Annotated in this window: 10 protein-coding genes; 2 read left to right on the forward strand and 8 right to left on the reverse strand. The window is 60.3% G+C overall.

Annotation, left to right across the window (positions count from 1 at the left end; genetic code table 11):
- Positions 1 to 5: 5 nt before the first annotated feature.
- From JFU58_RS27780 to aceK, 7 genes are all read right to left on the reverse strand, one after another.
- Positions 6 to 1,130 (reverse strand): GNAT family N-acetyltransferase, encoded by a 1,125-nt coding sequence (locus JFU58_RS27780; RefSeq protein ID WP_201142832.1) that lies wholly within the window; start codon positions 1,128 to 1,130, stop codon positions 6 to 8.
- 229 nt (positions 1,131 to 1,359) lie between these two features.
- Entirely contained in the window at positions 1,360 to 2,694 is a 1,335-nt protein-coding gene (locus tag JFU58_RS27785) for an OprO/OprP family phosphate-selective porin (RefSeq protein ID WP_093200609.1), read from the reverse strand.
- A gap of 340 nt (positions 2,695 to 3,034) precedes the next feature.
- The gene (locus JFU58_RS27790) at positions 3,035 to 3,268 is read right to left on the reverse strand and encodes an anti-sigma factor family protein (RefSeq protein WP_093200614.1); all 234 of its coding nucleotides are present in this window, start codon (positions 3,266 to 3,268) and stop codon (positions 3,035 to 3,037) included.
- The gene (locus JFU58_RS27795) at positions 3,262 to 3,876 is read right to left on the reverse strand and encodes an RNA polymerase sigma factor (protein WP_177122847.1); all 615 of its coding nucleotides are present in this window, start codon (positions 3,874 to 3,876) and stop codon (positions 3,262 to 3,264) included. The genes JFU58_RS27790 and JFU58_RS27795 overlap by 7 nt, the downstream gene beginning before the upstream one ends.
- Before the next feature lie 25 nt (positions 3,877 to 3,901).
- Positions 3,902 to 5,023: a beta-ketoacyl-ACP synthase III gene (locus tag JFU58_RS27800; protein WP_201142833.1), complete on the reverse strand. Its 1,122-nt coding sequence runs from the start codon at positions 5,021 to 5,023 to the stop codon at positions 3,902 to 3,904.
- 228 nt (positions 5,024 to 5,251) lie between these two features.
- Entirely contained in the window at positions 5,252 to 9,163 is a 3,912-nt protein-coding gene (hrpA, locus tag JFU58_RS27805) for an ATP-dependent RNA helicase HrpA (protein WP_201142834.1), read from the reverse strand.
- 70 nt (positions 9,164 to 9,233) lie between these two features.
- Positions 9,234 to 10,955 carry a bifunctional isocitrate dehydrogenase kinase/phosphatase gene (gene aceK / locus JFU58_RS27810; protein ID WP_201142835.1) on the reverse strand — a complete coding sequence of 574 codons (1,722 nt, stop codon included), beginning with the start codon at positions 10,953 to 10,955 and terminating at the stop codon, positions 9,234 to 9,236.
- A 427-nt stretch (positions 10,956 to 11,382) separates the two neighbouring features.
- On the opposite strand from aceK, the gene JFU58_RS27815 reads away from it, so the two are divergent.
- Both JFU58_RS27815 and JFU58_RS27820 read left to right on the forward strand, forming a co-directional pair.
- Positions 11,383 to 12,993 carry a methyl-accepting chemotaxis protein gene (locus JFU58_RS27815; RefSeq protein WP_446739994.1) on the forward strand — a complete coding sequence of 537 codons (1,611 nt, stop codon included), beginning with the start codon at positions 11,383 to 11,385 and terminating at the stop codon, positions 12,991 to 12,993.
- Between the two features lie 72 nt (positions 12,994 to 13,065).
- The gene (locus JFU58_RS27820; RefSeq protein ID WP_201142837.1) at positions 13,066 to 13,962 is read left to right on the forward strand and encodes an EamA family transporter; all 897 of its coding nucleotides are present in this window, start codon (positions 13,066 to 13,068) and stop codon (positions 13,960 to 13,962) included.
- Positions 13,963 to 13,992: 30 nt separating this feature from the next.
- On the opposite strand, the gene JFU58_RS27825 is transcribed toward JFU58_RS27820, so the two are convergent.
- Entirely contained in the window at positions 13,993 to 14,853 is an 861-nt protein-coding gene (locus tag JFU58_RS27825) for a DMT family transporter (protein WP_201142838.1), read from the reverse strand.
- Positions 14,854 to 14,933 lie beyond the last annotated feature (80 nt).

A 14,933-nucleotide genomic window follows, 5' to 3' on the forward strand; every position in this document is an offset into this window, starting at 1 on the left:
CGGGTTCAGCCCTGCCGGTAAGGCAGGGCTGCCCTCGCCTCCTCGGCATACGCCAGGATCCCCACGCTTTCGCGCTCCAGGAAATCCGCCACCGCGGTCTTCAAACCCGGATGTCGCAGGTAATGCCAGGAATGCGTGATCACCGGCTCAAACCCGCGAATCAACTTGTGCTCGCCCTGGGCACCGGCGTCGAAACGCTGCAGGCCATGGGCAATCGCGTAGTCCATGCCCTGATAGAAACACGTCTCGAAATGCAGCCGGTCGAACTCGGCCAGGCAGCCCCAGTAACGCCCATAAAAGCTGTCGCCGCCGATCAGGCTGAAGGCCATGGCCACCGGCCGTGAACCTTGCTTGGCCAGCACCACGCGAATCGCCTCGGGCATGCGCTCGGCCAGCAGGCTGAAAAACGCCCGGGTCAGGTACGGCGATTGTCGGCGTATGGCGTAGGTGTTGGCGTAACAGGCGTAGACAAAATCCCACTGCGCCTCGCTCAACTCATGGCCTCGCAACCATTCGAACTCAATGCCCTGCCCCGCTACCTGTTCGCGCTCTTTGCGCATCTGTTTACGCTTGCGCGAACTCAGGGCATCGAGGAAATCCTGAAAGTCACGGTAACCCCGGTTCTGCCAGTGAAACTGGCAGCCCAGGCGTTGCAGCCAGCCTGGCTGTTGAGCCAGCGCGGTATCCGCCAGGGCGTCGGTAAAGTTGATATGGGCACTGGAAAGGCCTTCGATTTCCAGGTAACCGGGCAGGCTTTTAAGCAGTTCGAAGCCGTCCTCGGCGCGGGCGGCCAACAGACGCGGGCCGCTGACCGGGCTGAAGGGCACGGCCGTCAGCAATTTCGGGTAATAGTCGATGCCCGCCCGCTCGCAGGCATCGGCCCAGCCGTGGTCGAACACGTATTCGCCGTAGGAATGCCATTTGCGATAGCTGGGCAACGCGGCAATCAGCCGGCCACCTTCATAGTGCAGCAAATGCTCCGGCTGCCACCCGGAGTGCGGGCCGATGCTGGCGCTGTCTTCCAGGGCACTGAGGAATGCATGGCGCAGAAACGGCTGATCAGCGGGGACCAACCCATTCCATTCATCGGGCGCAATCTCGGACAGGTTATTCAAACGTTGTAACGGCATCCCATTCCCCGACGGTCACGGCTTTGTGTAGGAGCGAGCTTGCTCGCGATGGTCGTTAACGATAACGCGAGCATTCTGACAGAACGCGGTGATCTCTGGTTCTTTGCGAGCAAGCTCGCGCCTACAAGACTCGACGCAAAAAAAAGCCCCGCCAAACGGCGGGGCAAACCAAATGAGGAGCGCTTTGACGGATGAAGAAAAAGCGCTTTGGAGCGGTATTGCGGGTTGCTTAGAACACGTACTGCACGCGGGCCACGATGGCGTCACCGCTGTCGTCACCGGCGGCGTTGACGATTTTGTCGGTCTTGGCCTTGATGTAGTTGGCAGAGATTTTCACCGCTTCGTTGGCGTACCAGTTCACCCCAATGATGTTCAGGTTGGCCTTGGCATCGCCCACTTCCCGAGTGGCGGTGTTGCGCACCACGTTTTTGTCATCCACGGTGATGTTGTCGTAGCGGTAGAACACTTCCCACGCGCCGTACTGCTTGTTCTCGGGCTTGATGGTGTCGAACTTGGCCCCGTCGAGTTTGTAGACACGGGATTCGCCGGTCAGGGTGTACGCCACCTGGCCGTAGAAGCCGCTGGCTTTCACGTCCTGATAGGCACTGCTGTCGGCCTTCAGCTTGCGGTTCAGGTATTCGCCCTGCAGGGACAACGGACCACGGGCGAATGCAAATTCGCCGCCGAACACGGTGTCGGTGTCGTAGGCGTCGTTCGCCGTCAGGCTGCCGGAATCCAGGCCCACACCGCCACCAAAGGTCGCTCGGTTGCCGTTGGCACCGGCATCGTTGCCGCCGTTGGTGGAAACGCCACGAACCCCAAGACGTGGACGAATACGCGAGTCGAAGGCCGTGTCTTTCAGGTCACGTACCGCGTAATCCAGGCCCAAGTGCAGCACGTTGCCGGTGTCATGCATCGGTGCGAACACCGCACGGGCGTTGAATTGCTTCACGCCTTTGCCGTTCTTGTCGTTGATGTCCTTGGAAGAAACGCTGGCCGACAGGTAAGCCATGTCACCGACGACCGAACTGGCCTGGATACCCATGCCGTTGGCGTGGGAGTGAATCCAGTCAGCGACTTCATACGCCGCGTTGCGGTCGATGCCGGTCACCCACTTGGAGCTGGTGGCTTTTTCCAGGCCGAAGTCTTCGTCGAAGCGGCCGGCACGGATCACGACAGGCTTGAAGCCGGCGTAGGACAGGGACGCTTCGTCGAAGTAACCATCATCGGCGTTGCCGGAGTTGTGGGACAGGTCGTAGTTGACCTGGTACTTCCAGTCCTTGTAGACGGTGCCGCCGAACTCGATGTAGGCACGGCGGAAATAGGCCGCGTCAGCCGAGTCACCATTCTTGGTGTAAAAGCCATCAAACGTACCGTAATCGGCCTGCAAACGACCACCCAGCTTGAAGCTGAAATTCTGGTCGGTGGTTGCAACCTCAAGGCCGCCCTTGGTTTTGACAACGATATCGGCGCCGTCAGTAGTGACAGTACCGGCGAAAGCCTGGGCGGTGACAGCCAGGGCCAAGGCGCTGGCCGCGAAACCGGCGAAGTGCTTACGGATCATCGAAGAATTCCCCTAATTGATGGTCTTGTGCATTGGTAAAACACGCGGTTTAGAGCCGCTGGTGTTGGGGGGCGATCTTGGCGAGGGGATATTTCAGCCGGGTTGCTGGAACATAAAGATTTTGTTACTCGGGAACTTTTTAATAGCCATTCGAAATAAGACGAAGCCTACGTAAATCAAGGCTTCAGCCCATAAAAATGGTAAAAATGCCAGATGTTGCGAAATGTAAAAACAACCGACAAAAATGAATATTTTTTCATGTTGTTTATTTTTTGAGCAAAAAAAAGCCCACATCATTTATCGATGCGGGCTTCGTTTTTTGTGTGAAAAGTGACGGGTATTACTGGTCGCGGGAACGCTCGGCGGCCAGGCGTTCGGCCAACGCATCAACATCGTCGATGGGCGGCTCGGGCAGGATCTTCAGCGTCGCCTGCATCAAGCGCATCTGCCGGATAAAGCGCCGGCAGTTGGGGCAGAACATCAGGTGATGACGCACCAGCAGACGTTCGCGAAAGGTCAGTTGCCCATCGAGATAGTCACTGGAACGCGCCACTTGTTCTTTACAGGTCAACATTCGCCGGTTTCCTCAAAATGCTCCACCGTGGCGAAGACTTTAAGCCGTGCTCGATGCAGCAGCACACGAACATTGGAGAGCGATAGTGTCAGAAGATTACAAATCTCCTCCAACTCCAGCCCCTGACGTTCGCGCAGCAGCAGTACGCTGCTTTGCAGTTCGGAAAGACTGGCCAGCGTGTGCTCCAGGCAATTACGCAGTTCGTCTTCGGTAAGCAGCGCTTCGGGAGTGTCCTGATGCCAGGCAAACGGCGCGACGGCCCAGTGGCCATCGTCAGGCACAAAGCGGTCATCGCCGATGGTGCCGTGGGGCGATGGCAGGTCATCGAGCAGCACTTCCCGGCGATTCTGCTTGTAGCGGCCTTTGGCCGAGTTGGCCGTGATGGTCAGCAGCCAGGTCTTGAGGCTGGAGCGCCCCTCGAACTTCGCCAGGTTGCGCACCACCGACAGCCAGGCGTCCTGGACCACCTCATCGGCATGGCGCTGGCCAACGATGGCATAGGCCACGGCACGCATCGCGCTTTGGTAGGTGGTGACCAACTCCTTGTAGGCCCGCTGCTCACCCTTGAGCAATCGTTCAAGCAGGTGCGCGTCGTCCGCTGCTGCCATTCAAGACCTCGATTTCAAAACATGATCAGCGTTTGCGCAGAATCACGCTACCAATCGAATACCCGGCGCCAAACGAGCTGAGCACGGCCACAGCGCCCTTGGGCAAGTCGTCCTGGTAGGTGTGAAACGCAATCACCGAACCCGCGGAGCTGGTGTTGGCGTAAGTATCGAGGATCACCGGCGCTTCTTCCACCGAAGCCTCACGGCCCAGCAGTTTCTTGACGATCAGGTGGTTCATGCTGAGGTTGGCCTGATGCAGCCAGAAGCGCTTCACGTCGCCGACATTCAGCTGGTTTTCCGACAGGTGCTTGCCGATCAACTCGGCGACCATCGGGCAGACATCACGGAAGACTTTGCGGCCTTCTTGCACGAACAGCTTGTCGGGGGCACCGATGCCCTCTTCCGCCGCGCGGTTGAGGAAACCGAAGTTGTTGCGGATGTTGTTGGAGAACTTGGTCAGCAGCTTGGTGCTCACCACGTCGAACTGGTGCTCGGAAGTGGCCAGGTCGGCCCGCTCGAGAATCACGGCGGTGGCGGCATCGCCAAAGATGAAATGGCTGTCGCGGTCACGGAAGTTCAGGTGGCCGGTGCAGATCTCCGGGTTGACCATCAGGATCGCCCGGGCCTGGCCCAGCTGGATGCTGTTGGCGGCATTCTGGATGCCGAAGGTCGCCGAGGAACAGGCCACGTTCATGTCAAAGCCGAAACCCTGGATACCCAGCGCTTCCTGGACTTCAATGGCAATCGCTGGATACGCCCGCTGCAGGTTGGAACAGGCGACGATCACACCATCGATGTCGGCGGCGGTCCTGCCGGCGCGCTGCAAGGCTTGCTCGGCAGCACTGACGGCCATCTGGCAGAGGATCGACCACTCGTCGTTGGAGCGCTCCGGCAGGCGTGGCGCCATGCGCTGTGGGTCGAGAATGCCGGCCTTGTCCATGACAAAGCGGCTCTTGATGCCCGAGGCCTTTTCGATGAAGGCGGCGCTGGATTCGGTCAGCGGCTCGACGTCACCGCGTTCGATGGCTGCGGCGTTATCCAGGTTGAACTGTTGCACGTAAGCATTGAAAGACTGCACCAGCTCTTCGTTGGAGATGCTGTTGGCCGGGGTGTACAGGCCTGTGCCGCTGATGACGACGTTATGCACGGTCGTTCCTCTAAATCTGTTCAGGCAGAAGGGTATTGGTACCGTCGTACCAAACCGTAAGTAGTTTTATGCCGCCCAGCGGCCTTCAAACTGGTAACGCTTTATTCCATCGCGCCATGGCTGCGCCAGCCCAATTCGACGATCCCGGCATTTATAACCGCGAAGTTTGCCATAAAGCCTGGGGTTTGGCGCCATTTGCTCGACGGGCGCCTGTCCCCGGGATTGTGGTCACGCTTCGACCAGGCTCCATTGCTTGCTCAGGCGCTTGTCGGAAATCGGCACCTTGGTGCCCAACTGCTGGGCAAACAGCGATACCCGGTATTCCTCCAGCCACCAGCGATACAGCTCGAGCTGAGGGTCGCGCTTGCCTTCCTGGGCGTGCTTGTTCAAGCGGTTCTGATACTGACTCCACAGGCCACCCAGCTCGGTGCTCCAGACCCGATCCTTCTGCACCTGGCTCGGCAGTTTCTCCAGGCGCAACTCGATGGCCTTGAGGAAACGCGGCAGCTCCTTGAACCATTGCGCCGGGGTTTCCCGCACGAAACCGGGATACACCAGGTTGCTCAATTGCTGCTTGATGTCATTGAGAGCCACGGCCTGGGCCAGGTCAATCTTGCCTTTGAAGCGTTTTTGCAGGCCATGCCACAGTTTCAGGATGTCGAGGGTCAAGCGCGCCTGGCGCTCGGCATGTTCGGTCCAACTGCCACGCTTGCGCTCGGCCAAGGCGGCCAGGCCGGCACCGTCACGCGGCAGGCTGGCTTCGCCTTCCAGCACGCAGCTGTCGAGGCTGGCCAACAGAATGTCTTCCACCAAGGCTTCGATACGCCCCAGCTCGCGGTACATCAGCCCCAACTCGGTCAGGCCGGGCAACTTGCCCCGCAGGAATTTTGCCGGCTCGGCCAGTTGCTGCAGCAGCAAACGCTGCAAGGCCCGACGGTGCTGGAACTCCGCCTCGGCGGCGGTGGAGAAACGTCCTTCCTTGACCGTGCCGTTTTCTTCCACCAATGCCGGATACACCGTCATCGACAGGCCGGCGATGTTTTGCTGGGTTTTCTCAGCCACCGCCGCGAAGACCTTGGCTTCCACCGGCTGCTGGCTTTTCGCGGTCTGCGGTACGGCCAATGCGGCCTGGCTGGCTTCAGCGAAACGTGCAGTCAGCTCGGCCAGGTCGCGGCCTTCACCGAGGAACTTGCCCTGGCCGTCGACCACTTCCAGGTTCATTTTCAGGTGGTTTTCCACCTGTTGTGCGGCCTCGGCCCAGGCTTCATCGCTGACCCGTGCCCCGGTCATGCGCAGCAACTCGCGCCCCAATGCCTGGGGCAACGAGCCTTGGCCAAATTCGATGCGTTGCAGGGCGGCCTTGACGAAGTCCGGCACCGGCACGAAGTTCTTGCGCAGGGCCTTGGGCAAGTTGCGCACCAGGGCAATGCACTTGGCCTCGATCACACCCGGCACCAGCCACTCCAGGCGCTCGGGCGGCAAGGCCGGCAACAGCGGCGCCGGCACGCGCAAAGTTACGCCGTCCCGGCGATGGTTGGGCTCGAAGTGATAACTCAAGGCCAGGGCCAGGTCGCCCAGGTGCAAGGTGTCCGGGTAATGGGCGGCAGTGACTTCACTGGCCTCGCGGGCCAGCACGTCTTCTTCGCGCATGATTAACAGCTGCGGGTCTTTCTGGCTGTTGACCTTGTACCAACTGTCGAAGGTCGCGGTCTGGTGGATCTCGGCCGGGAGGCGCGCGTCGTAGAAGGCGTACAGGGTTTCCTCGTCCGCCAGGATGTCGCGCCGGCGGGCCTTGGCTTCCAGCTCGTCGAGCTGTTCCAGCAGTTGCTGGTTGGCCGTCAGGCAGCGGGCCCGGGACTGAATCTCGCCGCGCACCAGGCCTTCACGGATAAACAGCTCGCGGGACGTCACCGGATCAATCGGCCCGTAATGCACCGGCCGACGCCCGACGATGATCAACCCGAACAGGGTGATCTGCTCAAACGCCACCACTTGGCCACGCTTCTTCTCCCAATGGGGTTCGAAGTGGTTTTTCTTGATCAAATGCCCGGCCAACGGCTCGATCCAGTCGGCGTCGATCTTGGCCACCATCCGTGCATACAGCTTGGTGGTTTCCACCAGTTCCGCAGTCATCAGCCACTGCGGGCGCTTCTTGCCGATGCCCGAGGAAGGGTGAATCCAGAAACGCCGCTGACGCGCGCCGAGGTAATCGCCGTCTTCGGTCTTCTGGCCGATCTGACTCAGCAGGCCGGACAGCACCGCCTTGTGCAGTTTCGGGAAATCCGCCGGCTCCTTGTTGACGGTCAGCTGCATGTCGCGGCAGATCAGGCTCAACTGGCGGTGGGAATCACGCCACTCCCGCAGGCGCAGGTAATTCAGGAAGTTCTTGCGGCACCAGTTACGCAACGGGCTGGCGGTCAATTCCTGGCGCTGCTCTTCAAAACCACGCCACAGATTCACCAACCCGGCGAAGTCCGAATCCGGGTCCTTCCACTGTGCGTGAGCCTGGTCGGCGGCTTGCTGGCGTTCCGGCGGACGCTCGCGCGGGTCCTGGATCGACATGGCGCTGGCGACGATCAGCACTTCCTGCAAGCTGCCGAGCTTGGCAGCTTCCAGCAACATGCGGCCCATGCGCGGGTCCACCGGCAAACGCGCCAACTGGCGGCCCATCGCGGTGAGCTGGCTGTTACGGTCGACGGCGGACAACTCTTGCAGCAGGTTGAAACCGTCGCTGATGGCCTTGCCATCCGGCGGCTCGATAAACGGGAAATCGGTGATCTCGCCCAGGCGCAGATGCAGCATCTGCAGGATCACGGCCGCGAGGTTGGTGCGCAGGATTTCCGGGTCGGTAAATTCCGGACGCCCGATAAAGTCTTCTTCGCTGTACAGGCGTACGCAAATCCCAGGCTCAACCCGCCCGCACCGGCCTTTACGCTGGTTGGCGCTGGCCTGGGAAATCGCCTCGATCGGCAAGCGCTGGACCTTGGCCCGGTAGCTGTAGCGGCTGATGCGCGCGGTGCCGCTGTCGATTACATAACGAATGCCCGGCACGGTCAGCGAGGTCTCCGCGACGTTGGTCGCCAGCACCACGCGTCGGCCCGGATGGGACTGGAAAATCCGCTGCTGCTCCGCCGGTGACAGGCGCGCATACAGCGGCAGGATTTCAGTGTGCTTGAGCTGGGCCTTGCGCAGCATGTCGGCGGCGTCGCGAATCTCGCGCTCGCCGGGCAGGAACACCAGCACATCGCCGGGGCTCTTGCGTTCGCTGCGTTCAAAGGCGGCGATCTCATCAAGGGTGGCGAGAATCGCCTGGTCGACGGTCAGGTCGTCCTCGACGCGGTTGCCCTCTTCGTCCTGCTCCAGGGTCAGCGGGCGGTACCAGGTTTCCACCGGGAAGGTGCGGCCCGACACTTCGACAATCGGCGCATCGTCGAAGTGCTTGGAAAAGCGCTCCAGGTCGATGGTCGCCGAAGTAATGATGACTTTGAGGTCCGGACGACGCGGCAGCAGGGTTTTCAGGTAGCCCAGCAGGAAGTCGATGTTCAGGCTGCGCTCGTGGGCTTCGTCGACGATGATCGTGTCGTAGCGTTCGAGGTAGCGGTCGTTCTGGGTTTCGGCCAGCAGGATGCCGTCGGTCATCAGCTTGATCAGGGTGTTGGAATCACTCTGATCTTCAAACCGCACCTGGTAACCCACCAGCGAGCCCAGCGGCGTCGCCAACTCTTCCGCAACCCGGCTGGCCACGCTGCGCGCTGCAATCCGCCGCGGCTGGGTGTGGCCGATCAGGCCATATTGGCCGCGACCGATTTCCAGGCAGATTTTCGGCAACTGGGTGGTTTTACCCGAGCCGGTCTCACCGGCAATGATCAGCACCTGATGCTTGAGCAACGCTTCCTTGATCTCGTCACGCTTGGCGGCGATCGGCAGGCTGTCGTCATAGCGAATCACCGGCAGGCTGGCACGCCGCGCCGTCACCTGGGCGCAGGAGGCCTGCATCCGCGTCACCCACTGCGCAAGTTTTTCCTCATCGGGTTTCTTGCGCAGCTCAAGCAGTTGCCGCCGCAAGCGGTGGCGGTCGGCGAGCATGGCGTGATCGAGGTTTTTCAGCAGTTGGTCGATAGCGGGCGCTTGGTCAGTCATCAGGTACGCAAAGGTCGTCTATGTAGGCAGGGGGCGGATTGTCGCAGAAAAGCGCCGCCACGCGCTCCCCTCATTCATTGTCCAGGCCCTTGCGCCGGTAAGGAAACACATCGATCACCTTGCCGGCGCGAATCGCCTCTTGCAGACCTTTCCAGTAGTCGGCGTTGTACAACTCGCCGTGCAGTTCGTCGAACAGCCGGCGCTGGCCAGCATCGGCAAACAGGAACGGCGGGAATTCCTCCGGGAACACATCCAGTGGGCCGATGGAATACCAGGGCTCGGAGGCCATTTCATCTTCCGGAGTACGCGGCGCCGGGATGTGGCGAAAGTTGGCCTCGGTCAGGAAACAGATTTCGTCATAGTCGTAGAACACCACGCGACCATGGCGGGTGACGCCAAAATTCTTCAGCAACATATCGCCAGGGAAAATATTCGCCGCCGCCAGTTGCTTGATCGCCAGGCCGTAGTCTTCCAGCGCCTCGCGGACCTGGGCTTCGTTGGCGTTTTCGAGATAGAGGTTGAGCGGGGTCATGCGCCGCTCGGTCCAACAGTGGCGGATCAGTACCGTATCGCCTTCCACTTCGACGGTGCCGGCGGCCACTTCAAGCAGCTCGGCCAGGCATTCGGGCTCGAACTTGCTCAACGGAAAACGGAAGTCGGCGAACTCCTGGGTGTCGGCCATGCGCCCTACCCGGTCGACGCTTTTCACCAGCCGGTACTTCTCGATCACCGTGGCGCGATTGACGTTCTTCGACGGCGAAAACCGGTCCTTGATGATCTTGAACACGGTATTGAAGCCCGGCAGGGTAAACACGCTCATGACCATGCCGCGTACGCCCGGGGCCATGATGAACTGGTCGTCGGTGGTGGCGAGGTGGTTGATCAGCGCCCGGTAGAATTCGGATTTGCCGTGTTTGTAGAAGCCAATGGAGGTGTACAGCTCGGCGATGTGCTTGCCCGGCAGGATGCGCTTGAGGAAGCCGATAAACTCCGCCGGCACCGGCACATCCACCATGAAATAGGAGCGGGTGAACGAGAAGATGATCGACACGTCCGCTTCGTCGGTGATCAGCGCGTCGATCTGGATGCCGCGCCCTTCCCGATGCAGCAGCGGGATTACCAGCGGCCACTGTTCGTCGCGGGTGCAGATGCGTCCGACGAGGTAAGCGCCTTTGTTGCGGTACAGCACCGAGGAAAACAGTTCGACGTTGAGGTCCGGGTCTTTGCACACCCAGTCCGGCAGGTTTTCGCGCAATTGCGCTTCCAGGCGGCGCAGGTCGGCGGGCAAGTCGGCGTAGGATTCGCTGAAACGGTAGTCGGCGAAAATCTGTTCCAGCATGCCCGCCAGCTTGCCCCCCGGCTTGTAGGTGCGGGTTTGCGCGGCACGGGCACGGCGCAGGCTGGGCCGGGTGGTGTGAATGAACATGCAGCCGTCGCTGATCAGGTCGTGACTGAACAGCCCGCAAAACGTCGAGTTGTACCAGGTCTCGGACAGCTCATCGTCAAACCGCAGGTCGATCAGGCTGATGTAGGCGCTTTTCACCAGCGGCCAGGCGGCAATGTCGAGTAACACGGCTTCATCGAAGGCCGCCCGCAGCCGCGCCGTGACTTCGCTGACCTTGTCTTCATACAGGTTGATGCGCGCTGCCGAAGCCGCCTGCCCTTGCTGCCACTGCGCCTTTTCGAAACGCTCCCGGGCGCCATCGGTGATCTGGCGGAAGTGCTCGCGGTAGTCGTCGAAGCCGTCGAGGATCATCTGCGCAATGTCGAGGGCGGGCGTTTGCTGCGGCATTTGGGAAACCTCTGCGGGCATTTGGAATGAGCTGAGCTTAGCCAGTGTGCAGGGACAGGAGAAGGGACATTTTCCGTTCAGACTTGTACAGGTTTGTTCATTTTGTACATTTATTTTCAATTTTATTAATTCGACCATTCGGTCAATAAAAAACCTCAAAGTCAGCCTTGCCAAGTTAAACGTTTCATCTGAAAGCCTTTAGCCACAGGCCTCCCTCGGGTGCCCCTTGGAAAACCCGAGTATTTGCTCTAGCTCGCTGGACCTCACTTTCCTTAAGAGCATTGGATCCAACGTAAGGGAAACCCTGATTACCTTACATGATGGCTCTTTGCTATATAGCGCGCCCTCTCCCACCTAACAAGGTCAGAAGACCGACCCGGGAACAGGTTCTAATCGCCCAAGGAGCATTGAGATGTCATTGAGGAATATGGGGATCGGTCTGCGCGCCAGTCTGAGTTTTGGGGTGTTGGCCAGCCTGTTGATAGTGGTCGGCCTGTTTGGCCTGGGACAAATGGCCAAGCTGAGGGAAAGCGCGCTGATCATCGAAGAGTCGTGGATGCCGAGTATTGAAAACATTCACGACAGCACCGCCTATGTCGCCAGCATCCGCCTGGAAGCGTTGCGCTTGCTCACCACCGATGAGTCCCGGGTGCGTGACAACAGCAAAAACCTGATCACCCGCCAGCGTGGCGACCTTGAGGAACTGCTGAACCGTCACGAAACCCTGCTGAGCAACGAGCAGGAACGCGACCTGCTCAAGCAGTTGAAAGCCAACGTTGTGACCTACATGACGATCGTCGCCCAGATGATTCAACTGGTCGACCAGGACCAACAGCAAAACGCCATGGACCTGCTCAACAGCCGGCTGGCGCCCCAAGGCATGGTCCTCAATAAAAGCCTGGAAGACATGATCACCTTCAATCAAAAAGGTGTGGAAGACGCCGCAGAGTCGGCGGCGCAGATGTACACCAGCGCCCAATGGGTGGTCGGCAGCATCATCGTCACCGCCCTGCTCGCCACCTTGTTGCTGGCCTGGCTGCTGACCCGCAGCATCACCGCACCGATTGGCCAGGCACTGACGGTGGCCCGGACCATCGCCTCCGGCGACCTGAGCCGGCCGATCGTTGTGGAAGGCAAGGATGAGCCGGCGCAACTGTTGACGGCCCTGGCCACCATGCAGACCAACCTGCAAGACACCATCCGTGGCATCAGTGAGTCGTCGCAGCAGTTGGCCTCGGCGGCGGAAGAGATGAGTTCGGTGATGGAACAAAGCACCCGCGGCCTGCAAGCGCAGAACGATGAAATCGAACAGGCCGCCACTGCCGTGACGCAAATGAGCGCGGCAGTGGATGAAGTGGCGGGCAATGCGGTGTCCAGCGCCGAAGCGTCCAAGGCCTCCGACGAAGACAGCAAACACGGCCACTACCAGATCAGCGAAACCATCAGCTCGATCCAGAACCTGGTGGACGAGGTGCTCGGGGCCTCTACCAAGGCCGAAGGCCTGGCCGTGCAGGCCCAGGACATCAGCAAGGTGCTGGAAGTGATTCGCGGGATTGCCGGGCAGACCAACCTGCTGGCACTTAATGCGGCAATTGAGGCGGCCCGCGCAGGCGAGGCCGGTCGCGGTTTTGCCGTGGTGGCGGACGAAGTGCGCTCCCTGGCGCAACGCACCCAGGACTCCACCGAAGAAATCGAGCAGATGATCAACGGTATCCAGCAAGGTACCCAGGACACCGTTGGCGCGCTGAACAGCAGCGCCGAACACGCCGGCCAGACCTTGCAGCGGGCCAACAGCGCCGGCAGTGCGCTGGAGAAAATCACTGCGGCGATCTCGCAGATCAGCCAGCGCAACCTGGTGATCGCCAGCGCCGCCGAGCAGCAGGCACTGGTGGCCCGAGAGGTGGACCGCAGCCTGGTGAACATTCGGGACCTGTCGACACAAACCGCCGCCGGTGCCACCCAGACTTCGGCGGCCAGCCAGGAACTGTCGCGGCTGGCGGTGGACCTCAATGGCTTGGTAACGCGCTTCGTGCTGTAAAACATGTATTAGCGATTGTGTCAGACAGGTCCGTGGGCAACACTTCCGCCCTTATCAAACAGGAGTTTTTCCGTGAGACCTGTCGACACCCTCCACCTGTTGGTGCTGGCCGCTATCTGGGGCGCGAGTTTTTTGTTCATGCGAATTATCGCGCCGGAAATCGGCACCATTCCTACGGCATTTTTCCGGGTGTCGATTGCCGCCACCGGCCTGCTGGTGATCCTCGCCATGATGCGGGTGAGCTGGGATTTCCAGGGCAAGTTCAAGACGGTCCTGTTGCTGGGCGTCATCAACTCGGGCATTCCCGCGACCATGTATTCGGTGGCGGCCCAAGTGCTGCCGGCCGGTTACTCGGCGATCTTCAATGCCACGACGCCGCTGATGGGCGTGCTGATTGGCGGGCTGTTTTTCAGTGAGCGTCTGACGCCGTCGAAAATTGCCGGCGTGTGCCTGGGGCTGTTCGGCGTTGGCATCCTGACCCGCGCCGGGCCGGTGGCCTTCGACATGGAACTGCTGATGGGCGCGCTGGCGTGCTTGTTGGTGACTACCTGTTATGGCTTTGCGGGCTTCCTGGCAAGGCGCTGGCTCGATCAACGGGGCGGGCTGGACAGTCGTCTCGCAGCCTTGGGCAGCATGCTCGGGGCCACGCTGTTCCTGCTGCCGCTGTTTGCCTGGAGTGCCATCAGCCATCCACCGGCCAGTTGGGGTGGCTGGCCTGTGTGGTTGTCGTTGCTCGGATTGGGGCTGGTATGTACGGCGTTTGCCTACATCCTGTACTTCCGCTTGCTGACCTCCATCGGCCCGGTGAAGTCGATGACCGTGACCTTCATGATTCCGCCGTTCGGGGTGTTGTGGGGTGCGTTGCTGCTGGATGAGCCGCTGTCCATGGCGCATCTGTATGGCGGGTTGTTGATTGCGGGGGCGTTGTGGCTAGTGCTTCGGCCAGGGAAATTGGCCGGGAAGCTGTAGGAGCGTTTCGGCTCCTACAGCTGAGGTTGATCAGCTCCTACGGAACACAACAGCCAATCCGACAATGATCAGCCCCATCCCCAGCAAGCTCAGGATTGCCAGCTTGTTGCCGAAGATCAGGTAATCCATCACCGCCGTCACCGCGGGCACCAGATAGAACAAGCTGGTGACATTCACCAGGTTGCCCCGAGCGATCAGCCGGTACAGCAACAGCGTCGCCAGCAGCGACACCACCAACCCCATCCACAGCACCGGCACGAAAAAGCCGCTGCTGTGTTCAAAGTGGAACGGCTGGAACGGCACAAACACCGAGCACAACAACAAGCCAGCGAAGTACTGCACCGGCAGCGTGCCCAGCGGGTTTTCGGTGATGCGCTTCTGCATGATCGAGCCAAAGGTCATGCTGGCCAGGGCCAACAGGCCAAAGAGCATACCCGCCAGGGACATCCCGGACATGCCGATGCCCTGGTACACCACCATGATCAACCCCGCCAACCCCAGCGCCAGGCCGAACATCCGGCTCCAGGAACGCTGACGCTCCATCAACACCACGGTCAGGATCGGTTGCACGCCCATGATGGTTGCCATCATGCCGGGCGTGACTTTGAGGTCCAGGGCCAGCAGATAGAAAATCTGGTAAGCCCCCAACAACACCAGCCCGGTGGCCGCCGCGTAGAGCATCGGCTTGCCGGGGCGCGGCAACTTCAACTTGAGGATCGGGACCAGTATCACCAGCCCCGCCAGGGCGATGGCAAAACGGATCAGCAAAAACGCAAAGGGCGAAGCATGGGCCAGGCCCCATTTGGAGAAAATCGCCCCGCTGCTCCACAGCAAGACAAACAGGCTCGTCGAGGCCGCCGCGGCCACGGATTGTTTCGAAAGAACAGACATGGATACCACCTGTAATCAGGCAAAAAGCCAACTCAGCAAAGGCTGAAATTCAGTAGGTTTTTTTCAGGCGGGCACAGGGG

This window comes from Pseudomonas sp. TH34, from assembly GCF_016650865.1.
GTDB lineage: Bacteria > Pseudomonadota > Gammaproteobacteria > Pseudomonadales > Pseudomonadaceae > Aquipseudomonas > Aquipseudomonas yamanorum.

Excerpts from the sequence above, each read along its gene's own strand:
- hrpA (WP_201142834.1), bottom strand. The coding sequence starts at position 9,163 with ATGACTGACCAAGCGCCCGCTATCGACCAACTGCTGAAAAACCTCGAT.
- JFU58_RS27780 (WP_201142832.1), bottom strand. The coding sequence starts at position 1,130 with ATGCCGTTACAACGTTTGAATAACCTGTCCGAGATTGCGCCCGATGAA.
- aceK (WP_201142835.1), bottom strand. The coding sequence starts at position 10,955 with ATGCCGCAGCAAACGCCCGCCCTCGACATTGCGCAGATGATCCTCGAC.
- JFU58_RS27825 (WP_201142838.1), bottom strand. The coding sequence starts at position 14,853 with ATGTCTGTTCTTTCGAAACAATCCGTGGCCGCGGCGGCCTCGACGAGC.
- JFU58_RS27790 (WP_093200614.1), bottom strand. The coding sequence starts at position 3,268 with ATGTTGACCTGTAAAGAACAAGTGGCGCGTTCCAGTGACTATCTCGAT.
- JFU58_RS27795 (WP_177122847.1), bottom strand. The coding sequence starts at position 3,876 with ATGGCAGCAGCGGACGACGCGCACCTGCTTGAACGATTGCTCAAGGGT.
- JFU58_RS27815 (WP_446739994.1), top strand. The coding sequence starts at position 11,383 with ATGGGGATCGGTCTGCGCGCCAGTCTGAGTTTTGGGGTGTTGGCCAGC.
- JFU58_RS27785 (WP_093200609.1), bottom strand. The coding sequence starts at position 2,694 with ATGATCCGTAAGCACTTCGCCGGTTTCGCGGCCAGCGCCTTGGCCCTG.